The following is a 23924-nucleotide window of genomic DNA, read 5'->3' on the forward strand; positions in this document are numbered from 1 at the left end:
GCCGGGCGAGGAGGGGAGGCAGGTATGGATAAACTGATGGCCTTGAAAGCCTTTGTGGAAACCGTGCGCTGTGGCGGGTTTTCCGCGGCTGGGCGGTCTCTTGGCGTGGCGACCTCGTCGGTTACCCGGCTGGTCAGCAGCCTGGAGAACGAGCTGCAGAGTGTGTTGGTCAACCGTAGCCCGCGGCAGGTCAGCGTGACCGAGGCCGGGCAGGCGTATTTCACCAGGGCGGTGGCGATTCTTGAAGCGCTTGAAGAAGCCGATGCGGCCATCGCCGATCGCGGCAGCCAGGCGCGCGGTCGGCTGAATGTCAGCGTACCGGTGGAGTTCGGGCGGCGGCTCATCGCCCCGCACCTGGGGCGTTTGCTCGAGCGGCACCCGCAACTCGAGGTGAACCTGCGCCTGAGCGATGACGTGGTGGACCTGCTCGGTGAGCGCGTCGATGTCGCCGTACGCCTCGGTAGCACGCTGGTCAGCGACGACGTGGTCAGCCTCGGGGTTGGCGAATTCCAGCGTTGGCTGGTGGCCAGCCCGGTTTACCTGGCGCGCAACGAGCCGGTCGATGCGCCGCAGGCGTTGCTGGCGCACGAGTGCCTGCGCTTCGATTACGGGACGGCCAGCCAACGCTGGCAGTTCACTGCCGCGGGCGAGGTTCAGCAGGTGGCGGTGCGCGGCCGTTTGCACAGCAACAACGCCGACGTGCTGCGTGAAGCGGCGCTGGCCGGGCAGGGTGTGGCGCTGCTGGCCGACTGGCTGGTGCGTGACGATGTCGCCGGTGGCCGACTGCTGCGGCTGCTCAAGCCTTACGACATCAGCCCGGGCTCGGCGAGCGGCGCCATCAGCGTGCTCTACCTGCCCAATCAGCGTGGCTCGCGGCGGGTGGCCGCGTTCGTCGAGTTTTTACGTGAGCTGCTCGCGGGCTGAAACCCGGCTGCGTTCGACCTGGCGCAACGCTGCGTTGCGTGGCCGGTGGATTCTCCGCTCGCGCCAGGGCTCGTAACCTTGTTTCACCCAGGCAGCCAGCCTCGTGCTGGTGACGCCATGGCATCGGCGGGCATCCCACCCGTTTCCTGTTCCGACGAGCCGCCGTGCAGGTCGGCTTATCGCGAGGTAATCATGAGTACATCCACGTCCAACCGGTCGCACAGCCTCTCGCCAGCGCTGGTGCTGCTGTTCGCCTTCTGCTGCGGCGCCATCGTCGCCAACCTCTACTACGCCCAGCCAATCGTCGAGCTGATCGCGCCCGCTGTCGGGCTGTCGATGCATCAGGCCAGCCTGATCGTCTCGCTGACCCAGATCGGCTATGCCGTCGGCCTGCTGTTTCTGGTGCCGCTGGCCGACCTGCTGGAGAGTCGCCGGCTGATGCTGCTGACCACCCTGGCGGCGATGGTCTGCCTGCTGGCAGCGGGATTTTCCACGTCGCCGGGGCTGTTTCTTGGCCTGTCGCTGCTGGTCGGCTTGAGTTCGGTGTCAGTGCAGATGCTGATTCCCCTGGCTGCTCACCTGGCGCCGGAAGCGACCCGTGGCCGTGTGGTTGGCAACATCATGGCTGGCCTGCTGCTGGGCATCTTGCTGGCGCGGCCGGTGGCCAGCCTGATCGCCGAGTATTTCGGCTGGCGGGCGGTGTACTTCTCGGCAGCAGCGATGATGCTGGGCATCGTGGTGGTGATCGCCACCACCATTCCCCGCCATGCACCGGATAACCGCGGCCATTACGGGCAGCTGCTGCTGTCGTTGTTCAGCCTGCTGCGCCGCTACTCGACGCTGCGTCAGCGGGCGCTGTATCAGGGCCTGATGTTCGCCTCGTTCAGCCTGTTCTGGACGGTGGCGCCGATGGAGCTGGTGCGTCATTACGGCTTCACCCAGACCCACGTCGCGTTGTTCGCCCTGGTCGGCGCCATTGGTGCCATCGCCGCGCCGATTGCCGGGCGCCTGGCCGATGCCGGCCATACCCGGCGCGCCACGCTGGTAGCGCTGGTGCTGGCACCGCTGGCCTTCGCGCTGACCCTGGCCAGCCCGCTGGCAGGTGTGATCGGCCTGGTGCTGTGCGCGGTGTTGCTGGACTTCGCGGTGCAACTGAACATGGTGCTCGGCCAGCGCGAGGTCTATGCCCTGGAGCAGAACAGCAAGGCGCGGCTCAATGCGCTGTACATGACCAGCATCTTCATCGGCGGCGCCAGCGGGTCGGCCATCGCCAGCCCGATCTACGAGAACTTCGGCTGGCAGGGCGCGGCACTGGCTGGCGGGGCGTTTCCCGCTCTGGCGCTGCTTCTGGCCTTGTGGTTCGGGCGCAGGGCGACCGGCGAACAGCGCCTGGCTGCCGGTAAGTAAGTCACTTGAGCGGCGCGCCGGGGCGCCGCTTCGATCGGCCAATGTGCCGGCTGCTGAGGAACCCGACTGCTTCGCTGCGGTCTTTCAGCAGTCGGCCAAACCGGTGGCAGACATGGCGTTGCGCCACTTCCGCGCCCCTTGCACACCGGTACAACAATTCGCCTGGTCGACATTCGCGCGCTGCGTCGCGTTGTGTTCCACCGCCGAGTGAAGATGGTTTTTATGTCCCTAGCCCGCCCTTTTTCTGCATCCTTTTCCCTGCCGCAGCTTCGTGTGCTGGGGGCCTCCGTTCTATCCGGCCTGCTGCTGATCGGCGCGCCGGCCCACGCCCAACAGGCCAGCGACAACGTGCGCTGGGTCAGTGACAGCCTCAATACCTACGTGCGCAGCGGCCCGACCGAGGGCTATCGCATCGTCGGCACCCTGAGTTCCGGCACCCGCGTGCAACTGCTGCGCACCCAGGGCGACTACAGCCAGGTGCGTGGCGAGAACGGCGATGCGGTGTGGATCCCCAACAGTGACCTGCAGGAGGTGCCCGGCCAGGCCGAGCGGCTGCCAGCGCTCGAGCAGAAAGTGACCGAGCTGAGCACCGAGCTCAAGAACATCAACGAAACCTGGGAAACCCGCGTGCAGGGCATGCAGGAGACGCTGGAGACTCGCAAAAAACTGATCGACGAACTCGAAGCCAACCGCAGCGCCCTGGATATCGAACTCAACCAGGCCCGCTCGGAGCTGCGTGAGGCCCAGGCCCAGCTGGGCGACGAGCAGAAGCAGGTGCTGATGCGCTACATGGTCTACGGCGGCAGCATCGCCGGTGTCGGCTTGCTGGCGGGGTTGATCCTACCGACCATGTTCCGCCTGCGCCGCAAGCGTAACGATCAGTGGGTCTGAGTCGGTAGGCTTTTAGCGCTTCTCATCGCGTTTGTTTGCAGGGGCGAGCGCTGCAGTCGAGGCTCGGGTTATCCATGTTTGTGGGAGCGGGCCATGCCCGCGAAAGGCAGTTGTATCGACTCGGTACTGCTGCATGTTCACCCAACTGGGCCAGCTTATAGATGGGAGTTCGCGCGCATGGCGCGCTCCCACATTTCCTAGGTCCCACAAAATGGCGCGCTTGCCTGCATTGAGCAGTGCAGCGAGCAGTGCAGCACCTCAGTGCAGCACCTCAGTGCACCTCTGCCGCCACCGCCGCCCGGATCGCTTCGAGCAGCATCATGCAGGCCGGGTTGTCGTTGTTGCTGCGCCAGGTCAGGTGCAGCTCGCTCTGAATCCCTTCACCCAGATCGATCTCGCGAAAGGTCACCTCCTTGAACACCACGTTGGTGGCGCAGCGCGGTACCAGGGCCAGGCCCATGCCGGCGTTGACCAGCGCCAGAATGGTCAGCGAGGAACCCAGCCATTGCACGTATTCCGGCGCCACGCCGGCCGAGCGGAACATGCCGGTCAATAGTTCGTTGAACGGTGGGTAGGCGGCGTGCGAGTACATCAGAAAGGGCGCGCAATCCAGGCTCCTGACGTCAATCTGCTCGACCGTGGCCAGCGGGTGTCCGCTGGGAATGGCCAGCACGAACGGCTCGCGCACCAGACACTCGTTTTCGTAACCAGCCTGCAATAGCGGCTGGCGCACGATGCCCAGGTCGATACGCCGGGTGCGTAACGCTTCGTGCTGCTGATGGGTGTTCATCTCGCTCAGGGAAATCTTCACCTGGGGCTGCTTGAGCCGGGCCTCGGCGATCACCCTGGGCAGGAATTCATACACCGCGCTGCCCACGAAACTGATGCTCACCGAACCGATATCGCCGGCCGCGAAGCGTCGCGCCGAGGCCGCTGCCTGGTGGGCGCGCTCCAGCAGGTGCTGGGCTTCGATGAAAAACGCGCGGCCTGCCGCAGTCAGCGCCACGCTGCGCGTACTGCGGGTGAACAGCTCGACACCGAGGCTGTGTTCGAGCAGCTGGATCTGCCGGCTTAGCGGCGGCTGGGTCATGTTCAGCCGTTCGGCGGCGCGGCGAAAGTTGAGTTCGGTGGCGACAGTGGTGAAACAGCGCAGCTGGGCGAGCTCGAACATTGATCTAATTCCGGTATCAATCGAATGCCAATCTAGATTAGACGGGATCAATGCCCGCGTACATGATCAGCAGCGACTGCTAATCAGGCGCGCTTGAAAGCATCCGTTGCGCCACTTCGAGGAGAATGAACGTGAAGATCAAACAGGTACGGGTGACACCGATTGCCTTTCGCGATGCACCCTTGCTCAACGCCAGCGGCATCCACGAGCCCTATGCCCTGCGTTCGATCATCGAAGTGGAAAGCGACAACGGCTACATCGGCCTGGGCGAGAGCTATGGCGATGCGCCGGTGCTCAGCGTGCTGCAGGCCATGCAGGATTCACTGGTCGACCTCGACCCGTTCGACCTCAACGGTCTGCGTGCCCGCGTGGTGAAAACCGTCGCTGCGCTGAAACCAGGCACCGCTGGCGCCGAACTGGCGCCGGGCTCGCACCCGAGCAAGCAAGTGGCCAATGCCTACTCGGCGTTCGAGGTAGCATTTCTCGATTTGCAGGCGCGTTCGCTGGGTATGCCGCTGGTGGATCTGCTCGGTGGTGCAGTGCGTGACGAAGTGCCGTTCAGCGCCTACCTGTTCCTCAAATACGCCGAGCACGTGGGTTCGCCCTACAAGCCGGATCGCTGGGGGGAGGGCATCAGCCCCGAGCAGATCGTCGCCCAGGCGCGCACCATGATCGAGGAGAACGGCTTTAAGAGCATCAAGCTCAAGGCCGGCACCTTGCTTGGCCCGGAACACGAAGTGGCCTGCATCAAGGCGCTGCGCCAGGCTTTCCCGGGCACGCCACTGCGCATCGACCCGAACGGCAACTGGTCGGTGGAAACCTCCCTGCGCATGGCCGAGCTGATGGGGGATGACCTGCAGTATTACGAAGACCCGTGCCCTGGTCTGGAAGGCATGGCCGAGGTGCACAAGCGCACCGGTATTCCGCTGGCGACCAACATGGTGGTCACCGATTTCGACGAGTTCCGCCGCAGCGTGGCGCTAAACAGTGTGCAGATCGTGCTGGCCGACCACCATTACTGGGGCGGCCTGCGTGACACGCAGATTCTGGCGCGTATGTGCGACACTTTCGGCCTTGGCGTGTCGATGCACTCCAACTCGCACCTGGGCATCAGCCTGATGGCCATGACCCATGTGGCAGCCGCGGTGCCGAATCTGTCTTACGCCTGCGATACCCACTACCCGTGGCAGGAACCGGATGAGGAAGTGATCAAGGGCGGCAAGCTGCCCATCGTCGATGGCTGCGTGAAGGTCTCTCGTACTCCTGGCCTGGGCGTAGAGCTGGATTACGACCAACTCGCCAAACTCAATGATCAGTATCTGACCTGCGGCATCCGCTCGCGCAACGACGTGACTCAGATGCAGAAGTACGACCCGAGCTGGAAAGCGCTCAAGCCGCGCTTCTGATTTGACGGGCGCATGGCTTCTGCCTTGAAGCCATGCGCGTCTGCTACTGGTTCACGGCTTTTTCGATGTACTCCACCGCTTGCGCGACGGGGATGGTGAAAATGCCACCTTCGTCCGCGTCGAACGCGGCTTTCCAGTGGCCGTAGCCTTCGGAAATATCCGGCATTGGCGCGCCTGAATCGATCAGCTGCGTCACGCTGCTCTGCAGCGCCGCCTCGCTGATGGGTAGGTGGGGCAGGTCGATCTGCAAGCCGCCTTCAATATGTGGGTTCCTGAGTTTCAGGCCGTCCAAGGCAATGTGATAAATCGGCCCGAGTTTTTCGTGCGGGTCTATCTGCACGATATAGAGCCGTGAAGACTCTTCGCCCGCACGGGTCTGGTAATTCCAGACCTGGCCTTCTTGAAAGTTCCCCGCTGCAGATACTGACATGCTGAACCCCGCTAGCAATGAGATGGCTGCCTGTTTCACAGGGCAGGGTCCGGGAACGGCAATTGATCCTGCGAAACGCTGGGTTGGGCGACCCATTTTTCGCCCTGGCGGTAAAAGTCCGCCTGTGTCTCACTGCTGCCGGCGCCCATCATCACTGCTACGGTGCAGGCGATCTGCCCTTCGTGCTCAGCCTCGAGCGCGGGGATACAGGTTCCCAGCTTGACGCTGGCCTGCCCGGCGAGCTCATCAGCCATCTGCATCATCTCCAGAATGGCTTGGGTCGCTTGCTCTGGTGACGGGCGCGGCAGCTCCTGGGCCTGCAGGGTGGTGGCGACAAACAGTGAAGTGAATAGCAATGTTGTCTTGAGCATGATCGATCCTTGTAGGTGCTCTGCGGTTGGTCGGTAAGTGTTGTAGGGCGCGTGCAGGTGTCAGTGCTTCATGAGCAAGTCGTGGGCTTCACGGCTGTTAATCACCTGTGCGTATTCCTCGTGCAAGTTGGCCAGTGCCATGGCGTGTACGTCATCGGCGCTGCGCAGCACGCCGTTATAGTCGCTCTTGGCAAAGGTAAAGCAGCCATCGGCGACCACGTAGGTGCTGAAGCCCAGATTGCCCGCCGTGCGTGCGGTTGCCTCCACGGAGTTGTTGGTGCTGACGCCGACGATCACCAGCGACTGGATATCCCGCACATGCAGCCAGCGCTCCAGCCCGGAATTGATAAAGGCATCCGGCACGTTTTTCTCGACCACATGCTCATTTGGCAGAGGCAGCAGAGCCGGCTGAAATTCCGCGCTGGGCTGGCCCGGTGCGAACAGCGAGCCCGTTGACCGGGAGATATGGCGTACATGCACCACTGGGGCGCCAGCCACCCGCCATTCCTTCAGGAGTTCGCCGATGCGTGCCGGGGCATCGGGATTGTTGCGATCACCGGCTGCTGGCTCGAGCATGCCGCGCTGCATGTCGATGATGATCAGGGTGGGCTGGGTCATGGCAATGCCTTATATCGGGTGGAAGGGCACTTCTGGAGTGGTTCTCTATCTATAGGGTTAATCCCCATCTCTCCTCAGTATTGCATCTTGCACGACCAGAATCTGGCTACCGTGCAGGATGCATAGTTCAATTCTTTTTTTTATATAAATAGTCCTTTTAAATCAAGGATTTAGTTTTTCTCAATAGCTGGCATGCACTCTGCAATATCCCTCTCATAAGGAACACCACTCAGAGGGTACGAGCCATGCAATACGCCATCCAGCATCTGATCGAGAATCTCCCGGATCACGTAGTCGATTTCAAAAAACGCCCGGACGGGATGTTGCTGATGACGTTGCGCAAAGACGATGAAGTGGTCTTCGTGAAGGCCATTGATCGTCAGACCGTATTTTGTGAAACCCGCGTTGAAGCGCTGCTGCACGAGATCATGCGTGACAGTAAGCTGATCAGCGGCGAGATCAACTGGAAAGGCCAGGGTGCTCAGTGGATCGATCGCACACTGCCAACCTTTACTGGTGCACCGATCAATCCGACAGCTGCCAAGCTAATGTGGTCGCGCCGCAATCGTGACGGTAGCTACCGCGCCACTGCCTGATCTGATTCAACGGCTCAAAAAGAAGCCCCGCCTAGGCGGGGCTTTTTCGTGCTGGTGTGACAGGTTCTGCGCTCAATACACCTGCGGCACGATCAGCTCTGGCGGCGTCGGGATGCGCGAATAGTCTTCGCGGCGCACCCGTTGCGGCAGCTCGATGGTCGGGTGTTCGACATCCTCGTAGGGCATCTGGCCCAGCAGGTGGTGAATGCAGTTCAGGCGCGCCTTCTTCTTGTCGTCCGCCTGCACCACCCACCAGGGTGCCTCGGCGATATGGGTGCGCTCGAGCATCACTTCCTTGGCCTTGGTGTAGGCCTCCCAGCGCCGCCGCGACTCGAGGTCCATGGGGCTGAGCTTCCATTGCTTGAGCGGGTCGTGAATGCGGCTGAGAAAGCGCAGGTGCTGTTCCTGATCGGAAATCGAGAACCAGTACTTGATCAACTGAATGCCGGAGCGCGCGAGCATTCTTTCGAACTCGGGCACGGTGCGGAAAAACTCTTCGTACTGATCGGCGTTGCAGAACCCCATGACCTGCTCGACACCGGCGCGGTTGTACCAGCTGCGGTCGAACAGAACGATTTCACCGGCTGCCGGCAGGTGTGACACGTAACGCTGGAAGTACCATTGAGTGCGTTCGCGGTCGTTGGGCGCGGGCAGGGCGGCGACTCGGCAAACTCGCGGGTTGAGGCGCTGGGTAATGCGCTTGATCACGCCACCTTTACCGGCGGCGTCGCGGCCTTCAAAAAGGATCACCACCTTGTGCCCGGTTTTGACCACCCAGCTTTGCAGCTTCACCAGCTCACCCTGCAGGCGAAAAAGCTCTGTGAAGTACTGGCGCCTGGCGTCCTGTTCACTGCCTCCATGGCTCTGCTCATCGAACAGCGCATTGAAGTTATCGCCATCTTCGGCCAGCGCCAGTTCCAGCTCTTCGTCACTGTGGTCGAGCAACTCGCGGTGGATGCGCTGTATCAGGCTGTCTGCGGTGAAGGACATGGCGGCGGCTCACGTGATGAATGCGTGGCAAGTGATAGCCGCAATTTGTTACGCGGCCATTACAAGCGCTGGCGTCACCGCGCGGGCCGGCCGAATAGCGGCGAGCTCCCTCTCTGGCGGCTTTTTAACGCTCTAAAAAGCAACGCGTGGGCGATCAGCCAGTACTTGTCACAAAAGCTTCATAGGATTGATGCAAAGTGCTGGCTCCCGCTCACAAGGAGTCCCTAATGAAAAAGCTAATCAAGTCTGCCGCCATCGCCGTCACGGTTTCTCTTTGTGCCAGTTCGGTCTCCTTCGCCGCGGAAAATGTGCGCTTGACCGGTTCTGGTGCCAGCTTCCCAGCACCGATTTACCTGACTTGGTTCAAGGATTTCAGCAAGAACACCCCCGGCGTCACCGTTGACTACCAATCCAAGGGTAGCGGTGCCGGTGTACAGGATTTTCTGAACAAGACCGTCGACTTCGCAGCTAGCGACTCGGCAATGTCGGACGCAGATATCGCCAAGGTCGCCGAAGGCGTACAGCTGCTGCCGATGACGGCGGGCGAAATCGTTCTGGCCTACAACCTGCCAGGCAACCCGAAGGGCGTTAAGCTGCCGCGCGACGTTTACTCGAATATCTTCCTGGGCAAGATCACCAAGTGGAACGACCCGCAAATCGTGGCTGCCAACCCTGAGCTGAAACTGCCTGATCTGCCGATCACCGTCGTCGTGCGCGCTGACTCCAGCGGCACCACTGCGGTATTCACCAAGCACCTGTCGGCCATCAACGCCGAGTTCAAGAAAGAGCTGGGTGAGGGCAACACGGTCAACTGGCCTGGCAGCGACAAGTTCATCAAGTCGCCGAAAAACGATGGCGTGACCGCTACCGTTCGCCAGACCCCGGGCTCCATCGGCTACATCGAATATGGCTTCGCCAAACTGGCCAAGGTCGACTTCGCCGCGCTGCAGAACAAGGCCGGTCAATATGTAGTGCCGAACGCTGAAAGCGGTGCCGAAGCGCTCGCCGCAGTGAATATGCCGGAAAACCTGGTGGCCTGGCTGCCGGACCCGGACGGTGCCAAGTCCTACCCGATCACCACCTACACCTGGATGATCTTCCGCAAGGACAACGGCAACCCGGCCAAGGCCAAAGCCCTGCGTGAGATGGTCGAGTACAGCCTGACCGAAGGTCAGAAAATCGCCGACTCGATGGGCTACATCCCGCTGCCGCAATCGGTCGTCGATCAGGTTCGCAAAGCGTCTGCCAACATCCAGTAATGCTCGCCAGGCCCCTTGCGGTGCACGCCGCAAGGGGCCTGCAATTGCGTCGGAATTAGCCAATGACCAGCCCTTTCGTTGTTCCAGACAATCCTGATTCTGCGTGTCAGCCTCCTTCCACGAAGGATTTTCTGGTTGACCGCACCTTCCGCGCACTCTCCCGAGTGGGCGTGGTTCTGATTCTGGCGGTGGTCTTCGCCCTGATTTTCGAGGTCGGGCGCAAGGCATTGCCCGGCATGCAGGCGTATGGTTTCGACGTACTGTTCGGTACCGTCTGGGATGTCAATCAGAACAAGTACGGCATCTTGCCGGCCATTTGGGGCACGCTTTACAGCGCCTTTATCGCCTTGTTGATCGCCGGGTTCTTCGGCATCAGCATGGCCATCTTCCTGACCCAGGATTTTTTGCCTGCCAAGCTCGCTGCGGTGTTTCGCACCATCGTCGAGCTGCTGGCGGCCATCCCCAGCGTCGTTTACGGCCTGTGGGGTATCTATGTGGTGATCCCGGCCATCCGGCCGCTGACCACCTGGCTGCACACCGAACTTAGCTGGATCCCTTTTTTCGGCACCTCGCTGAGCGGCCCGGGCCTGCTGCCTGCCGCACTGGTGCTGGCGATCATGATTCTGCCGACCATCGCGGCTGTATCTCAGGACGCACTTTCCAGTGTGCCGATGAAGACCAAGCAGGCCGCCTACGGCATGGGCACCACTCACTGGGAAGCGATTCTCAAGGTGATGGTGCCGTCCGCTGCGACCGGCATCTTTGGCTCTCTGGTGCTGGGCCTTGGCCGCGCACTGGGTGAAACCATGGCACTGGCCATGCTGGTCGGTAACGCCAACAGCATTTCCCTGTCGCTGTTCGCCCCGGCTAATACCCTGGCAGCGCTGCTGGCCCTGAACTTCCCGGAAGCGGGGCCGCGCGAGGTCGAGGTGCTGATGTACGCCGCGCTGGTGCTGATGCTAATCACCCTGATCGTCAACATCATCGGTTCGATGTTGATGGTCTACGCCCAGCGGGGGAACAAACAATGACTAACCTGAATGCTCCTGCCGTCGAAATGCCGAGCCTACAGCGCCGCTTCGAAGGCCGCGCGCTGCGCAGCCTGATGTTGACCAGCGTGGTCTGGCTCGTTGCCTTGCTGGCCAGCGTGCCGCTGCTCTCCGTGCTCTACATGCTGATCACCCGCGGCGGCGCGCGCCTCAGCCTGGAAGTGTTCACCGAACTGCCACCTACCGGTTTCGAGACTGGCGGCGGCTTTGGTAACGCCATGGCCGGTACCTTCGTAATGGTCGGCATCGCCGCTGCCATCGCCGTACCGGTCGGCATCCTGGCGGCGATTTTCCTGGCCGAGCTGGGGCCGCACAGCAAGCTCGCCAACGCCGCACGCTTCGCTGCCAAGATGCTCACCGGCTTGCCATCGATTCTCGCCGGTGTGTTCGCCTACGCGCTGGTGGTTGTTACCACGGGTACTTACTCGGCCCCGGCCGGTGGTGTGGCGCTGGCGGTACTGATGCTGCCCATCGTCGTGCTGACCGCCGAAGAGGCGATGAAGATGGTGCCCAAGGTCATGAAGGACGCCGCCTACGGTATGGGCTGCACCCGTTCTCAGGTGATCTGGAAGATCATTCTGCCGACCGGCCTGCCGGCGATTCTGACCGGCGTGATGCTGGCTGTAGCTCGCGCTGCTGGCGAAACCGCGCCGCTGCTGTTCACCGCGCTGTTCAGCAATTACTGGATCTATCACGACGGCGAACTGGCCGTGATGAATCCCACGGCATCGCTTGCCGTACTCATTTACAACTTCTCCGGCATGCCATTCGACAACCAGCTTGAACTCGCCTGGGCCGCCTCGCTGGTGCTGGTGTTGATCGTGCTCATGGTGAATGTCATCAGCCGTATTTTCGGCAAGCCCAAGTATTGAGAATGGGAGCACTCTGATAGTGAACCAGTTATCTGCACAAATAGCCGCCCCGTTCGAGACCCACGCACCCGTGGTCATGGACTGCAAGCTGGACAAAATCTTCTATGGCAACTTCCTTGCTGTGCGCGACAGCCATGTGCCGATCGAGAAGAACAAGATCACCGGTTTCATCGGCCCGTCCGGTTGCGGCAAGAGTACCGTGCTGCGCAGCCTCAACCGCATGAACGACCTGGTCAAAGGCTTCCGCTTCGAGGGCCACGTGCACTTCCTCGGCCAAGACGTTTATGGTAAGGGCGTCGATCCGGTGGTGGTGCGCCGTTACATCGGCATGGTGTTCCAGCAGCCCAACCCGTTTTCGATGAGCATCTTCGACAATGTCGCGTTCGGCCTGCGCCTCAATCGCTACAAGGGCGACCTCGGTGATCGCGTCAAGCACGCCCTGCAAGGCGCTGCGCTGTGGGATGAGGTCAAGGACAAGCTCAAGGTCAGCGGCCTGTCGCTGTCCGGCGGCCAGCAGCAACGCCTGTGTATCGCCCGTGCCATCGCTACCGAGCCGGAAGTGTTGCTGCTCGACGAACCCTGCTCGGCGCTCGACCCGATCGCCACGCGTCGCGTCGAAGAGCTGATGGTCGAGCTGAAAAAGGATTACACCATCGCCCTGGTGACCCACAACATGCAGCAGGCTATTCGTGTGGCCGATACCACGGCGTTCTTCTCGGTAGATATCTCCCAGGGCACCCGAACCGGTTACCTGGTCGAGATGGGCGCGACGGAGCAGATCTTCGGCAACCCCCGCGAAAAAATGACCGAGGACTACATCAGCGGCAAGTTCAGCTAACTGCCGAGGCTCGTTGCAGGCCGAATACCGTCACGAGCCCAAAAGGCTCCAGCGGCTATCCGGCCGTTTTGCCGTTTCAAAACTTTTCAGGAGTGCCAATGCCTGCCAAGCGTCGCCTTGATTTACCTGCGGTGGAGCACGCACTGCGTGAGGTGCAGAGCCGCTTTGCCGAGCTCAGCCGGCGCTTCACCGAGCCGCGTGATCCGTTGACCGATGAAGTGCTGGAAAATGTGCTTGAGGGCTATGCGCTGATTGACGATTATGTCGCCCGCGGTATCGATCTGTTCGAGTTGCAGAATCTGAACCTGATGCTGGAGCTCAATGCCACCGTCTTGTGTGGTCAAAACCCAGCGGGTCGCCAGGAATTTGCCCAGCACCTGGCGGCGACGGAAGCGCACTTCTTCAACAATATCGAAGGCGGGATCAAAGACGTGTTCAACTGGTATTGCGCACACCGCAGCGAATCGGTCTGGAAGCGTGCCGCTGGCGTCTATGTGCGGATTCTCAGCAAACCGCAGCTGTTTATCGAAGGCAACAACCGCACTGGCTCGCTGATCGTCAGCTACCTGCTGATGCGCGACGGCCAGCCGCCTTTCGTGCTGACCCTGAAAAATGCCGAGGGCTACTTCAATCCTTCGTCGGTGATCCGCAATTCCGCCAAACACGGTGTCAAGGCCTTGTACGAACTGCCCAAGATCAAGAAGAAATACGCAGCCTTTCTGGAAGACCAGTCGCCTGAGCGCAAGAAATTCTTCCTCAGCGAGAAAAAGCTCGCAGCCGCACAGCAGTGGGAGGCGTGATGAACAAGCGTTTTGCAGCTCGTCTTTCTCGCCTCACTGACCTGCCGACATTGCAGACCTTCAAAGGTCTGGTGCCACTGGTTTCGCTCAAGCGTCAGCGCCTGCGTATCTCCTTCGACATCGACGACACCCTGGCTTGCCAGGCCCTGCATAGCGATGCCGAGCCTAGCAGGCTGCCGGCGTTCATCCATCGCTGGCTCGGCGAGCCGCTGCGCATTGGTACCCGCTCGCTGATTCGCGAGCTGCGTCGGCAAAACTGCAGCGTGTGGGTCTACACCTCGTCCGGGCGCACGCCTGCCTATATCCGCCGCTGGCTGATGCTCCACGGCATTCATGTCGATGGTGTGGTGAACAGCGTGCGCCATAAGCATGCGTTGACCGCGCGCGGGCTCTCGCATGCGCCCTCGAAGTTGCCGTCGGCGTTTGATATCGACCTGCATGTCGATGATTCCGAGGGCGTGCAGATTGAAGGCCAGCATCATGGCTTTCGCGTAGTGGTGGTGCGCCCTGATGATCAGCAATGGGCGCAGCAGGTGCTGGGCGCCGTGGCGCAGGTGCAACGGCAGATGAGTCGGCAGCAAGCGGTACGCCGGCCCAAAGTTGTGCGGGGGACGGAGGTTTATTCGTCCTGAGTTCAGGCTCTTCAACCCGATCTAAAAAAACGCCCGGCTGATGCCGGGCGTTTTCTTTAGTCTAGTGCTCAGCCTGCCAGCACGCTGTCGACCAGCGCCTTGGCTTCGTCCTGAATGCGCTTGAGGTGGGCGTCGCCCTCGAAGCTTTCTGCGTAGATCTTGTAGACATCCTCGGTGCCCGATGGGCGGGCGGCGAACCAGCCGTTGTCGGTCACCACCTTGAGCCCGCCGATGGCCGCGCCGTTGCCTGGCGCCTCGGTGAGAATCGCGGTGATCGGCTGGCCGGCGAGCTCGCTGGCGGTTACCTGGGACGCCGAGAGTTTGCTCAGGCGCGCTTTCTGCTCGCGGTCTGCCGGGGCGTCGATACGCTGGTAAACCGGCGCGCCAAAGCGCTCGGTGAGTGCCTGGTAGCGCTCGCCCGGATCCTTGCCGGTCACGGCGGTAATTTCCGCGGCCAGTAAGCCGAGGATGATGCCGTCCTTGTCGGTGGACCAGGCGCTGCCGTCTTTGCGCAGGAACGAGGCACCGGCGGACTCTTCACCGCCAAAGCCGAAACGGCCTTCGATCAGCCCGTCGACGAACCACTTGAAGCCCACCGGCACTTCGACCACCTCGCGGCCGATGCCCTTGGCCACGCGGTCGATCATCGAGGAGGACACCAGGGTCTTGCCGATGGCAGCTTGTGCAGCCCATTGCGGACGATGGGTGAACAGATACTCGATGGCCACGGCCAGGTAATGGTTGGGATTGAGCAGGCCTACCGAGCGGGCGACGATACCGTGGCGGTCGTGGTCAGTGTCACAGGCGAAGGACACATCGAAGCGGTCCTTGTTTTCGATCAAACCGGCCATGGCATGGGGCGAGCTGCAGTCCATGCGGATCTTGCCGTCCCAGTCGACGCGCATGAAACGGAAGGTCGGGTCAATGCGGGTCGACAAGACCTCCAGCGGCAGATCGTAGAGCTCGGTGATGCGCGTCCAGTAATGCACACCGGCGCCGCCGAGCGGGTCGACCGCGAACTTCAGGCCCGAACCGCGGATTGCCTGCAGGTCGAGTACCTGCTCGAGATCGCCGACGTACTGTTCGATGAAATCGTGACGCTGAGTCGTCGGTGCTTTCAGGGCGCTGGCGTAGTCGATGCGCTGCACGCCGTTCAGGCCCGCTACCAGCAATTCGTTGGCGCGCTCCTGAATCCACTTGGTGACGCCAGTGTCTGCCGGGCCGCCATTGGTGGCGTTGTACTTGAAGCCGCCATCGGCAGGCGGGTTGTGCGACGGGGTGATGACGATGCCGTCGGCCAGGCCGCTGCTGCGGCCTTTGTTGTAATCGAGAATCGCCTTGGAGATTGCCGGTGTCGGCGTGTAGCCCGGCTCGCCGCGGGTCTCGCTGCAGCCGGCATCGATACGGGTCTCGATGCGGTTGGCGGCCAGCACTTCCAGCGCGGACACGAAGGCCGGTTCGGACAGCGCGTGGGTGTCCATGCCGATGAACAGCGGCCCGTCGATGCCCTGGCCGCGGCGGTAATCGCAGATCGCCTGGGTCACGGCGAGGATGTGCCATTCGTTGAAGCTGCTCTTGAGTGACGAGCCACGGTGGCCCGAGGTGCCGAATGCCACTTGCTGCGCGGGATCGCTAGGGTCTGGGCGTTCGCTGTAGTAACGCGATACCAGGCGCGGCAGGTTGGTCAGGCTGTGCTCGTCGGGAAGACGTCCCGCGGTGCTGTGGATGCTCATCAATCGTTCCTTTGATGGGGTAGAGGGGCCTGGCGGCTGGCGCAGCACGAGGCATCGGACTCGGGGTTCGACACCACGGCAGTGGTCTGGAGTTCCCCATACTCATGGTCGCGGATGATAAAGATTGCAGAATAAAGCGCCAGTAGTAGATTACTGGCCGGTTGGTCAGGATCCATTGCAGTTATGCGGACTTTTGTGGGGCGCCGATAGATTTAATTGACGTGTTATTTGGTGGCACTTTGATACTGTTTGGCTGTGCCTGCCAAAACATCGGTAGCGCGTCTGCTGAGCCGACAGGGAATGGTTGGTAACACGCCCTTCATATGGTGCCACCATGAACCTTCGTAGCTTCAATATCGCCCCTCGGGCCACTTTCTGCTTCGCACTCATTACCTTGCTGGTTATGGTGCTGGGCGTATTTTCATTATTCAAACTCGGTGACCTCTATGAGGCCGAGCAGGACATCGAGACCAACTGGATGGCCAGCATCCAGGCCACTGGCGAAATGCAGAAGGATCTGCTCAACGTTCGCCTGGAAACTCTGCGCATGCTGGCTGTGGTCGAGAACACCACGCAGCAGACCATCGACGAAAGCGCCGCGCAGAAATATCGCGGCGCTCTGCAGCAGGTGCTCGAGCAGTATGATCGGCACATGGTGTCCACCGATGCCGAGCGCGCGATGTTCAGCCGCGTCAGCGCCAGTGCCCAGACCTACCTCACCGGGCAACAGCAGATCGTCGACTTCCTCCATCAGAAGCAGCTGCCGCCGGCGCTGGAGTTGGCCAACGGCCAGGTGCGCGATGCCGGCAATGCGTTGCAGCAGCAACTCGATGAGCTAACCGACTACAACATGCAGGGTGCCAAGCAGGCCGGCGTCAACGCTCACGGCATCTTCGAACATGGGCGCAACGGTGTGCTGATCACCATTGGCGTCGCGGTGCTGCTGACCATTCTGTTGGCGATGTTGTTGACCCGCTCCATCGCTACGCCGATCCGAGAAGCGCTGCAGAGCGCCGAAACCATTGCCTCCGGCGACTTGACTCGTACCGTTCTGGTTACCGGCAATGACGAAGCCTCGCGCCTGTTGGCCGCCCAGGCGACCATGCAGAAGAACCTCAACGGGGCCCTTCGCCAGATCAGTGAATCGTCTATCCAGTTGGCAGCAGCCTCTGAGGAAATGGCCTCGGTCACCGAGGAGAGCACTCGCAACCTGCAAAGCCAGAACGCCGAAATCGACCAGGCAGCCACGGCGGTCACGCAGATGAGTTCGGCAGTCGAGGAAGTATCGCGCAATGCCAACGGTGCATCGGATGCGTCCCGTGAGTCGACCGTTTCGGCCAATGCCGGCAACCAGCACGTTGCACGTACCGTGTCGGCGATCCGCAACCTGTCGAGCAACGTGGAGCAGGCCTCCGATCAGGTGCAAGGGCTGGCAGACCAGGCGCGCGATATCAGCAAAGTGCTCGACGTGATTCGCAACGTGGCCGAGCAGACCAACCTGCTGGCGCTCAACGCCGCCATCGAGGCGGCCCGTGCAGGCGATCATGGCCGTGGTTTTGCGGTGGTGGCCGATGAGGTGCGTGCCCTGGCGCACCGCACCTCGGCGTCGACTCAAGAAATCGAGCAGATGATCGGTGCGATCCAGGCCGGTACCGAAAAGGCCGTGCAGGCGATGCGCGGCAGCAGCCAGGAAGCGACCAATACCTTGGAGGTCGCCGATGAGGCGCGTGTTGCCCTGGAGCAAATCGTCGAATCCATCGGCATGATCAACGAACGCAACCTGCAAATCGCTACTGCCTCGGAAGAGCAGGCCCATGTGGCTCGCGAAGTGGATCGTAACCTGGTGAGCATTCGCGACCTGTCGATCCAGAGCGCCTCGGGTGCCAATCAGACCGCCGCAGCCTGCAGCGAGCTGGCGCACCTGGCACAAGGGCTGAACACCTTGGTAGGGCGCTTCAAACTCAGTGCCTGACAGGCGAGGGCGACTGACGGCTCGTTGACCATGGTCAATGAGCCGTTTGCCTGTCTATGATGCAGGCCATGAATTCGTCCGTACCGATCCGTCATCCCTGCCCACCGGGCGCTTGCGACTGCGAGCGTGAGCAGTTGCTGGAAACCGCAGCTGGCGATCAACGCATCCTGCTGCTGACCAAGGCAGAGGAAAAACGCCTGCTCGAACGGTTGGAGAACCTCGCCAGCCTCGAGGATCTTGAGCGTATGCAGCAGCGCATGTTCGAGCAGCTCGGCATTCGCGTCGAGGTGGCGCCGGGTTTCAACGAAGTGCGCAGCATGCGCGGCATCGCCATCGAGGTGAAAACCTTCCCCGGCTTGTGCCGCAAGACCCGGCAGGCGATACCCGCAGCCATTCGTCGTGGCCTGGAGCGGCGCCCGGAAATCGCCTACGCACTGCTCAATGCCAACGACCTGTTCCGCGATCTGTAATTATCACGCCGCAAGACTCAGAGCGTCTTGCAGGGCGACTCCAGCGCCTGATAGCGCGCATCGAAATCATCGGCGAGCGACGCCACGGTGATCGAACCCAGTCGCTGCAGCAACAATTGCTGAGCCTCATCGAATGCATTTTCGAGGGCCTGATTGACGGCCTGCTCGACCAGGCAGGTGGGGTGATCGGTCGCCAGGCCTATGCTGAAGATCGACTGCGAACCCAGCGCTTGATGAATGTCCAGCAGGGTGATCTCGGTAAGCGGTTTGGCCAGCGCCCAGCCGCCATTGTGGCCCTTGTCCGAGGTGACATAGCCCTTGTCACGCAGCAGGCCCATGGTGCGTCGCACCACCACCGGATTGGTTTCCAGCATGCGGGCGATGGTCTCCGAGGTGGTGCGCTGTTCGTGGCGATCCATATGAATCAGCACGTGCAGCATGCGCGACAGGCGGGTGTCGTTTCTCATTTTGGCGTCTCAGGGCAGAGGCAGTCGCCGCGAGTATGATTCGTAATGAATAAAGTTACGAGAGGTTGACGCGTTTCCTTAACGTAACTTATGGTGTTTCGTGATGGCTTGGTATTCGCCCAAGCCCCCATGGAGGAGTAACGCCATGAGTCATGACGCAATCATCGTCGGCGGCAGTTATGCCGGTCTTTCCGCTGGCCTGCAGCTGGCCCGTGCACGACGGCGCGTGCTGGTGATCGACGCCGGTATACGACGCAACCGCTTTGCCAGCCACTCTCACGGTTTTCTCGGCCAGGACGGGCGGGCGCCCGATGACATCGCCGCCGATGGCCGCGCCGAATTGATGGACTACCCGAACGTCACCTGGCAGGTAGGCGAGGCCACTTCGGTGCAGCGTGACGGCGAAGGTTTCCTGGTGACGCTACGCGATGGCAATGTACTGGCCGCCCGTCGGCTGATCCTGGCCGGTGGCGTGCGCGATGAACTGCCCGCCATCGAAGGGCTCGCCGAGCGCTGGGGGCGCCATGTGTTTCATTGCCCGTATTGCCATGGTTACGAGCTGGATCAGGGGCGCATCGGCGTGCTGGCCGTGTCGCCGATGTCGATCCATCACGCCCTGATGCTGCCGGATTGGGGCAGCACCACCTTCTTCACCAATGGCGTGTTCGCGCCGGATGCCGAACAGCTCGCCCAGTTGGCGCGCCGCGGTGTGGTGGTGGAGCCGGACCGCGTGCTGTCGATCAGCGGTGAGCGCGTCGATATCAACCTGGCCGATAGCCGTAGCGTGGCGCTGGACGGGTTGTTCGTGATGCCGCGTACTCATCAGAACAGCCCGTTGGTAGAGCAGCTCGGCTGCGCGCTGGTCGAAGGGCCGATGGGGCTGTATCTGCAAACCTCGGAAACCCAGGAAACCAGCGTGCCCGGCGTATTCGCCTGCGGCGATGCCGCCCTGGCCACCGGCTCGGTGGCGCTCGCAGTCGGCACTGGCGCTCGGGCAGGGACGGGGGCTCATCAATCTCTGATCTTTCGCTAGGCCCTATCGAAAACTACCTACGCATCGATGATGCTTCGTTAAAAACCGATTCGGCAAGCCGCTTGCGGCTAACGCGCTTTAGCGCGGCCTGTAGGGTGAGCGAAGCGATTTACAGCTTGTAAACTCGAATGCGAGCCCAGTCCGTTCCTCATCGATTTTTGCCTCGCCTGACCTTCGCTCGGAGACTTTTCGGAAAGGTCCGCGCAGATCAATGAATCGGCCAGTGCGCTGGGGCATACTGGCGACCCCTTTGTAGCAACCGCTCGCGTGCCAATGACCGCTTTTCTTTCGAACCAATTGCCGTACAGGCGCTTTATCCGCCACGGTCTGCTCATCGCCGCCGCACTGTTCGCTGGCGCGACCTATGCCGAGGCGGATATCGCCGCTGGTGAGGCGCTATTCAAGCGCGTTTGCGGCAATTGCCACAACGTCGGGCGGGGTGCCCGCGCGGCCTTCGGGCCACAGCTGAACGGCATTTTCGGCCGGCATGCCGGCGCCACCCCTGGCTACAACTATTCGCCGGCCATGCAGCAGGCGGATCTGGTGTGGGATCACGACACGCTCAGCGCCTTCATCAAGGATTCCGACAGCGTGGTGCCCGGCAACAAGATGCGCTTCTGGGGCATTGGCGATCAGGAGAAGATCGACAGCCTGCTGCTCTACCTGAAAGCCCAGCAGGATCATTGACCGAGCCCTTGCTCGCTCGGCAATCAATCTGAACGAAGCACTCGCCGCTGGTTCTGAAACACTAGAACCGGCGGACGGCCTGGCCGTTCGCGATCCTTCCCTTCGAACCCCGGGATCGCTATGGCAGATGAACAACAGATCAACTGGTTGGTCGAGCAGTCCATGCTGCACGCCGCCCGCCAGCGCACGCGCCTGTATTCGGGCCAGGCCCGTTTGTGGCAGCAACCCTACGCATTGGCCCGGCCGCGCAGCGTTACCGCGGTAGCCTCGGTGTGGCTGGCCGTCTACCCGGCCTCGATCATTACCTCGCCCGATGGCTCGGTGCTGCAGGCGCTTGGCGACGAACGCTTATGGTCGGCGCTCTCCGAACTCGGTGTGCAGGGCATCCACACCGGGCCGCTGCGGCGCTCGGGCGGTTTGCAGGGGCGCGAGTACACGCCCACTGTCGACGGCAACTTCGACCGCATCAGCCTGGAGATCGACCCGCGCTTTGGCAGCGAGGAAGAACTGGTGCACCTGAGCCGTGTAGCAGCCGCGCACAATGCGGTGACCATCGACGACTCGATCCCCTCGCACACCGGCAAGGGCGCGGATTTCCGCCTGGCGGAAATGGCCTACGGCGACTATCCCGGTCTTTACCACATGGTGGAGATCGCCGAGGCCGACTGGGAGCTGCTGCCGCCACTGCCCGAAGGCCGCGACTCTGTGAACCTGTCGCCAGCTGCGGTCGATGCACTGCGCGACAAGCACTACATCGTCGGCCAGCTGCAGCGGGTGATCTTCTTCGAACCCGGCGTCAAGGAAACCGACTGGAGCGCCACTGGCGAAATCACCGGCGTCGACGGCAAGGTGCGGCGCTGGGTGTATCTGCATTATTTCAAGGAAGGCCAGCCGTCACTGAACTGGCTGGATCCGACCTTTGCCGCCCAGCAACTGGTCACCGGTGAGTCGTTGCACGCCATCGACGTGATCGGCTCGCGGGTGCTGCGCCTGGATGCCAACGGTTTTCTCGGCGTCGAGCGGCGCAGCCAGGGCAATGCCTGGTCGGAGAGCCATCCGCTGTCGCTGACCGGCAACCAGCTGCTCGCCGGGATGATCCGCAAGGCCGGCGCCTTCAGTTTTCAGGAGCTCAATCTGACGCTCGATGACATCGCCTCGATGTCCCAGGGTGGCGCTGATCTGTCCTATGACTTCATCACTCGGCCGGCCTATCAACACGCGCTGTTGACCGGTGACGTGGAGTTCCTGCGCCTGATGATGCTGCAGATGCATGACTTCGGCATCGACCCGGCGTCGCTGATCCACGCGCTGCAGAACCACGACGAGCTGACCCTTGAGCTGGTGCATTTCTGGACCCTGCACGCCAATGACACCTACGTGTTCCGCGGCCAGAGCCTGCCTGGCAGCATCCTGCGCGAGCATATTCGTGGCGAGATGTACGAGCGCCTGACCGGCGAGCACGCGCCTTACAACCTGAAGTTCGTCACCAACGGCGTGGCCTGTACCACGGTGAGTATCATCACCGCGGCGCTGGGCATTCGTGACCTGAGCACGATCAGCGAAGCCGATATCGAGCAGATCCGCCGCGTGCACCTGCTGCTGCTGATGTTCAATGCCATGCAGCCTGGCGTGGTGGCGCTGTCGGGCTGGGATCTGGTTGGCGCGCTGCCATTGGAAGTCGAGCAGGTTGCCGACTTGATCGCCGAGGGCGACACGCGTTGGATCAACCGTGGTGGTTATGACCTGGTCGACCTCGACCCCGAAGCGCTGTTGTCTGCCGAAGGCCTGCCGCGTTCTCGACAGTTGTATGGCAGCCTCGCCGAGCAGCTGCAGGATCCGCAGTCCTTCGCCTCCCAGGCGCGCCGGATGTTCGCGGCGCGGCGCTCCCATGGTGTGGCATCCAGCCGGCAGATCGCCGTGCCGGTCACGCAACATCCGGCGCTGCTGATCATGGTGCATGAGCTGCCGGCGGGCCGCGGCATTCAGGTCACCGCGCTGAATTTCGGTGCCGAGCCGATCAGCGAAGTGATCATTCTGGAGCACGTGGAGCCGGGCCCGGTGGTGGACATCATCCACGAGCGGCTGTTGGGCGACCTGTCTGCCGAGGGCGAGCTGCGCATCCAGCTCGAACCTTATGAGGGACTCGCGCTACGCATCGCCAGCATGGCGCCAGGTATTGCGCCCATGGACGGCTAGGTGATATGCCTCTGTGCGCTGAGCTTATAACCGTCGGGTAGTTGAGCGCGCCTGCGGGCGCGCCGTATTGTCTCTGTTCAGGCTGGCCGATGGCGCTGGCCGCATGTCGAGTTGAGGTTTCAATGAACGGCGAGTTTGCCATCCGCACCGAGGATGGCGCCGAGGCTGAGTATTCATCCCGCCCGATCAACTGGGAGCTGGAGCAGACCGTCGCCGGTCTGCGTGCCGCGCGCGCCGAATGGCGCAACCATTCCGGGCGCAACCCCGAGTTGGGCGGCCGTGAGCTGCCGTCGCGTCAAGCTATGGCGGCAATTCTCACCGGGCTGTGTGGTGCGTTGTTCCCTATGCGCCTTGGGCCTGCCGAGCTGCGCGAAGAAAGTGAAGATTATTACGTTGGCCATACCCTGGATCGTGCGCTGAACGCGTTGGTAGCTCAGGTGCGTATGGAGCTGCGTTATGCGGCACGTCAGCGAGGCGACAGCGCCGGTGATGTGGATTGCCAGGCCGTGGCCATCGTCCGCGAGTTCGCTGCAGCGTTGCCGGCCCTGCGCCGGTTGCTCGATCAGGATGTGGTGGCGGCCTTCAATGGCGACCCGGCGGCGCGTAGCGTGGACGAAGTGCTGCTTTGCTACCCGGGCGTGCTGGCGGTGATCTACCACCGCCTGGCCCATCATCTGTATCGCGCTGGCCTGCCGTTGCTGGCGCGCATTGCCGCGGAGACCGCCCATGGCGCGACCGGTATCGATATCCACCCGGGCGCGCAGATCGGCCACAGCTTCTTTATCGACCATGGCACCGGCGTGGTGATCGGCGAGACGGCGATCATCGGCAACCACGTGCGTATCTACCAGGCGGTGACCCTGGGCGCCAAGCGCTTCACCAGCGATGAAAGCGGTCAGTTGCACAAGGGCCAGCCGCGCCACCCGATCGTCGAAGACAATGTGGTGATCTACGCCGGTGCGACGATTTTGGGGCGCATCACCATTGGCAAAGGCTCAGTAATCGGCGGTAACGTCTGGCTTACCCGCAGCGTAGAGCCGGGTAGTAATGTGTCTCAGGCCAGTGCCGAGCGAAGCGGCTGCTGAACCAGGCGCGTTTGATTTGTGTCATAT

At 61.9% G+C, this 23924-nt stretch carries 24 protein-coding genes; 17 read left to right on the forward strand and 7 right to left on the reverse strand.

Annotated features, from left to right (window positions below; translation table 11 throughout):
* The first annotated feature begins 24 nt into the window (after positions 1–24).
* The 3 genes from BUC40_RS21660 (at position 25) to BUC40_RS21670 (ending at position 3222) form a co-directional block, all read left to right on the forward strand.
* Positions 25–924 carry a LysR family transcriptional regulator gene (locus BUC40_RS21660; protein ID WP_073268747.1) on the forward strand — a complete coding sequence of 300 codons (900 nt, stop codon included), beginning with the start codon at positions 25–27 and terminating at the stop codon, positions 922–924.
* Positions 925–1116: 192 nt separating this feature from the next.
* Positions 1117–2331 (forward strand): MFS transporter, encoded by a 1215-nt coding sequence (locus tag BUC40_RS21665; protein ID WP_073268749.1) that lies wholly within the window; start codon positions 1117–1119, stop codon positions 2329–2331.
* A 222-nt stretch (positions 2332–2553) separates the two neighbouring features.
* Entirely contained in the window at positions 2554–3222 is a 669-nt protein-coding gene (locus BUC40_RS21670) for a TIGR04211 family SH3 domain-containing protein (RefSeq protein ID WP_073268751.1), read from the forward strand.
* 271 nt (positions 3223–3493) lie between these two features.
* On the opposite strand, the gene BUC40_RS21675 is transcribed toward BUC40_RS21670, so the two are convergent.
* Positions 3494–4393 (reverse strand): LysR family transcriptional regulator, encoded by a 900-nt coding sequence (locus BUC40_RS21675; protein ID WP_073268753.1) that lies wholly within the window; start codon positions 4391–4393, stop codon positions 3494–3496.
* A gap of 131 nt (positions 4394–4524) precedes the next feature.
* Between BUC40_RS21675 and BUC40_RS21680 the strand changes: the two genes are divergently transcribed.
* A complete protein-coding gene (locus BUC40_RS21680) occupies positions 4525–5799 on the forward strand; it encodes a glucarate dehydratase family protein (RefSeq protein ID WP_073268840.1) in 1275 nt (424 codons plus the stop codon).
* A gap of 43 nt (positions 5800–5842) precedes the next feature.
* Here BUC40_RS21680 and BUC40_RS21685 read toward each other — a convergent pair whose 3' ends face one another.
* The 3 genes from BUC40_RS21685 to BUC40_RS21695 are packed head-to-tail and all read right to left on the reverse strand — an operon-like array spanning position 5843 to position 7218.
* On the reverse strand, positions 5843–6229 hold the full coding sequence (locus tag BUC40_RS21685) for a hypothetical protein (protein WP_073268755.1): 387 nt from the start codon (positions 6227–6229) through the stop codon (positions 5843–5845).
* 35 nt (positions 6230–6264) lie between these two features.
* On the reverse strand, positions 6265–6600 hold the full coding sequence (locus BUC40_RS21690; RefSeq protein ID WP_073268757.1) for a hypothetical protein: 336 nt from the start codon (positions 6598–6600) through the stop codon (positions 6265–6267).
* Between the two features lie 60 nt (positions 6601–6660).
* Positions 6661–7218: a cysteine hydrolase family protein gene (locus tag BUC40_RS21695; protein ID WP_073268759.1), complete on the reverse strand. Its 558-nt coding sequence runs from the start codon at positions 7216–7218 to the stop codon at positions 6661–6663.
* A gap of 245 nt (positions 7219–7463) precedes the next feature.
* Here BUC40_RS21695 and BUC40_RS21700 point away from each other — a divergent pair, with 245 nt between their 5' ends.
* Entirely contained in the window at positions 7464–7814 is a 351-nt protein-coding gene (locus tag BUC40_RS21700; protein WP_073268761.1) for a hypothetical protein, read from the forward strand.
* Between the two features lie 72 nt (positions 7815–7886).
* Here the strand turns inward: BUC40_RS21700 and ppk2 are convergent, their stop codons facing one another.
* Positions 7887–8804, reverse strand: a complete 918-nt coding sequence (gene ppk2 / locus BUC40_RS21705; RefSeq protein WP_073268763.1) for a polyphosphate kinase 2 — start codon at positions 8802–8804, stop codon at positions 7887–7889.
* A gap of 227 nt (positions 8805–9031) precedes the next feature.
* On the opposite strand from ppk2, the gene pstS reads away from it, so the two are divergent.
* The 6 genes from pstS to BUC40_RS21735 all read left to right on the forward strand — a co-directional run bounded on the left by pstS (position 9032) and on the right by BUC40_RS21735 (position 14254).
* Positions 9032–10063, forward strand: a complete 1032-nt coding sequence (pstS, locus tag BUC40_RS21710) for a phosphate ABC transporter substrate-binding protein PstS (protein WP_073268765.1) — start codon at positions 9032–9034, stop codon at positions 10061–10063.
* Between the two features lie 62 nt (positions 10064–10125).
* Entirely contained in the window at positions 10126–11094 is a 969-nt protein-coding gene (pstC, locus tag BUC40_RS21715; protein WP_073268767.1) for a phosphate ABC transporter permease subunit PstC, read from the forward strand.
* A complete protein-coding gene (gene pstA / locus BUC40_RS21720) occupies positions 11091–11984 on the forward strand; it encodes a phosphate ABC transporter permease PstA (RefSeq protein WP_073268769.1) in 894 nt (297 codons plus the stop codon). Before pstC ends, pstA begins: the two co-directional genes overlap by 4 nt.
* A 76-nt stretch (positions 11985–12060) precedes the next feature.
* The gene (gene pstB, locus BUC40_RS21725; protein WP_244160682.1) at positions 12061–12822 is read left to right on the forward strand and encodes a phosphate ABC transporter ATP-binding protein PstB; all 762 of its coding nucleotides are present in this window, start codon (positions 12061–12063) and stop codon (positions 12820–12822) included.
* A 98-nt stretch (positions 12823–12920) separates the two neighbouring features.
* Positions 12921–13622 (forward strand): hypothetical protein, encoded by a 702-nt coding sequence (locus tag BUC40_RS21730; RefSeq protein ID WP_073268773.1) that lies wholly within the window; start codon positions 12921–12923, stop codon positions 13620–13622.
* A complete protein-coding gene (locus tag BUC40_RS21735) occupies positions 13622–14254 on the forward strand; it encodes a hypothetical protein (RefSeq protein ID WP_244160681.1) in 633 nt (210 codons plus the stop codon). Before BUC40_RS21730 ends, BUC40_RS21735 begins: the two co-directional genes overlap by 1 nt.
* A gap of 68 nt (positions 14255–14322) precedes the next feature.
* Here the strand turns inward: BUC40_RS21735 and pgm are convergent, their stop codons facing one another.
* Positions 14323–15987, reverse strand: coding sequence for a phosphoglucomutase (alpha-D-glucose-1,6-bisphosphate-dependent) (pgm, locus tag BUC40_RS21740; protein ID WP_073268775.1), 1665 nt, complete (start codon positions 15985–15987; stop codon positions 14323–14325).
* A 334-nt stretch (positions 15988–16321) separates the two neighbouring features.
* Between pgm and BUC40_RS21745 the strand changes: the two genes are divergently transcribed.
* Both BUC40_RS21745 and BUC40_RS21750 read left to right on the forward strand, forming a co-directional pair.
* Positions 16322–17959 carry a methyl-accepting chemotaxis protein gene (locus BUC40_RS21745; RefSeq protein WP_073268777.1) on the forward strand — a complete coding sequence of 546 codons (1638 nt, stop codon included), beginning with the start codon at positions 16322–16324 and terminating at the stop codon, positions 17957–17959.
* Positions 17960–18027: 68 nt separating this feature from the next.
* Positions 18028–18429, forward strand: coding sequence for a hypothetical protein (locus BUC40_RS21750; protein WP_073268849.1), 402 nt, complete (start codon positions 18028–18030; stop codon positions 18427–18429).
* Positions 18430–18446: 17 nt separating this feature from the next.
* On the opposite strand, the gene BUC40_RS21755 is transcribed toward BUC40_RS21750, so the two are convergent.
* Positions 18447–18896, reverse strand: a complete 450-nt coding sequence (locus tag BUC40_RS21755) for an Rrf2 family transcriptional regulator (protein ID WP_073268779.1) — start codon at positions 18894–18896, stop codon at positions 18447–18449.
* Positions 18897–19041: 145 nt separating this feature from the next.
* Between BUC40_RS21755 and BUC40_RS21760 the strand changes: the two genes are divergently transcribed.
* The 4 genes from BUC40_RS21760 to epsC all read left to right on the forward strand — a co-directional run bounded on the left by BUC40_RS21760 (position 19042) and on the right by epsC (position 23897).
* The gene (locus tag BUC40_RS21760) at positions 19042–19929 is read left to right on the forward strand and encodes an NAD(P)/FAD-dependent oxidoreductase (protein WP_073268781.1); all 888 of its coding nucleotides are present in this window, start codon (positions 19042–19044) and stop codon (positions 19927–19929) included.
* A gap of 273 nt (positions 19930–20202) precedes the next feature.
* Complete coding sequence (locus tag BUC40_RS21765) at positions 20203–20616, forward strand: c-type cytochrome (protein ID WP_073268783.1); 414 nt, start codon at positions 20203–20205, stop codon at positions 20614–20616.
* Positions 20617–20736: 120 nt separating this feature from the next.
* Positions 20737–22812 carry a maltose alpha-D-glucosyltransferase gene (treS, locus tag BUC40_RS21770; RefSeq protein WP_425272949.1) on the forward strand — a complete coding sequence of 692 codons (2076 nt, stop codon included), beginning with the start codon at positions 20737–20739 and terminating at the stop codon, positions 22810–22812.
* A 122-nt stretch (positions 22813–22934) separates the two neighbouring features.
* Entirely contained in the window at positions 22935–23897 is a 963-nt protein-coding gene (gene epsC, locus BUC40_RS21775; RefSeq protein ID WP_073268792.1) for a serine O-acetyltransferase EpsC, read from the forward strand.
* The last annotated feature ends 27 nt before the right edge of the window (positions 23898–23924 follow it).

Source organism: Phytopseudomonas punonensis (assembly GCF_900142655.1).
Taxonomy (GTDB): Bacteria; Pseudomonadota; Gammaproteobacteria; order Pseudomonadales; family Pseudomonadaceae; genus Aquipseudomonas; species Aquipseudomonas punonensis.

Coding starts and splice junctions, on each gene's coding strand:
- BUC40_RS21660 (WP_073268747.1), top strand. CDS start 25: ATGGATAAACTGATGGCCTTGAAAGCCTTTGTGGAAACCGTGCGCTGT.
- BUC40_RS21665 (WP_073268749.1), top strand. CDS start 1,117: ATGAGTACATCCACGTCCAACCGGTCGCACAGCCTCTCGCCAGCGCTG.
- BUC40_RS21670 (WP_073268751.1), top strand. CDS start 2,554: ATGTCCCTAGCCCGCCCTTTTTCTGCATCCTTTTCCCTGCCGCAGCTT.
- BUC40_RS21675 (WP_073268753.1), bottom strand. CDS start 4,393: ATGTTCGAGCTCGCCCAGCTGCGCTGTTTCACCACTGTCGCCACCGAA.
- BUC40_RS21685 (WP_073268755.1), bottom strand. CDS start 6,229: ATGTCAGTATCTGCAGCGGGGAACTTTCAAGAAGGCCAGGTCTGGAAT.
- BUC40_RS21690 (WP_073268757.1), bottom strand. CDS start 6,600: ATGCTCAAGACAACATTGCTATTCACTTCACTGTTTGTCGCCACCACC.
- BUC40_RS21695 (WP_073268759.1), bottom strand. CDS start 7,218: ATGACCCAGCCCACCCTGATCATCATCGACATGCAGCGCGGCATGCTC.
- BUC40_RS21700 (WP_073268761.1), top strand. CDS start 7,464: ATGCAATACGCCATCCAGCATCTGATCGAGAATCTCCCGGATCACGTA.
- ppk2 (WP_073268763.1), bottom strand. CDS start 8,804: ATGTCCTTCACCGCAGACAGCCTGATACAGCGCATCCACCGCGAGTTG.
- pstS (WP_073268765.1), top strand. CDS start 9,032: ATGAAAAAGCTAATCAAGTCTGCCGCCATCGCCGTCACGGTTTCTCTT.
- pstC (WP_073268767.1), top strand. CDS start 10,126: ATGACCAGCCCTTTCGTTGTTCCAGACAATCCTGATTCTGCGTGTCAG.
- pstA (WP_073268769.1), top strand. CDS start 11,091: ATGACTAACCTGAATGCTCCTGCCGTCGAAATGCCGAGCCTACAGCGC.
- pstB (WP_244160682.1), top strand. CDS start 12,061: ATGGACTGCAAGCTGGACAAAATCTTCTATGGCAACTTCCTTGCTGTG.
- BUC40_RS21730 (WP_073268773.1), top strand. CDS start 12,921: ATGCCTGCCAAGCGTCGCCTTGATTTACCTGCGGTGGAGCACGCACTG.
- BUC40_RS21735 (WP_244160681.1), top strand. CDS start 13,622: ATGAACAAGCGTTTTGCAGCTCGTCTTTCTCGCCTCACTGACCTGCCG.
- pgm (WP_073268775.1), bottom strand. CDS start 15,987: ATGAGCATCCACAGCACCGCGGGACGTCTTCCCGACGAGCACAGCCTG.
- BUC40_RS21745 (WP_073268777.1), top strand. CDS start 16,322: ATGAACCTTCGTAGCTTCAATATCGCCCCTCGGGCCACTTTCTGCTTC.
- BUC40_RS21750 (WP_073268849.1), top strand. CDS start 18,028: ATGAATTCGTCCGTACCGATCCGTCATCCCTGCCCACCGGGCGCTTGC.
- BUC40_RS21755 (WP_073268779.1), bottom strand. CDS start 18,896: ATGAGAAACGACACCCGCCTGTCGCGCATGCTGCACGTGCTGATTCAT.
- BUC40_RS21760 (WP_073268781.1), top strand. CDS start 19,042: ATGAGTCATGACGCAATCATCGTCGGCGGCAGTTATGCCGGTCTTTCC.
- BUC40_RS21765 (WP_073268783.1), top strand. CDS start 20,203: ATGACCGCTTTTCTTTCGAACCAATTGCCGTACAGGCGCTTTATCCGC.
- treS (WP_425272949.1), top strand. CDS start 20,737: ATGGCAGATGAACAACAGATCAACTGGTTGGTCGAGCAGTCCATGCTG.
- epsC (WP_073268792.1), top strand. CDS start 22,935: ATGAACGGCGAGTTTGCCATCCGCACCGAGGATGGCGCCGAGGCTGAG.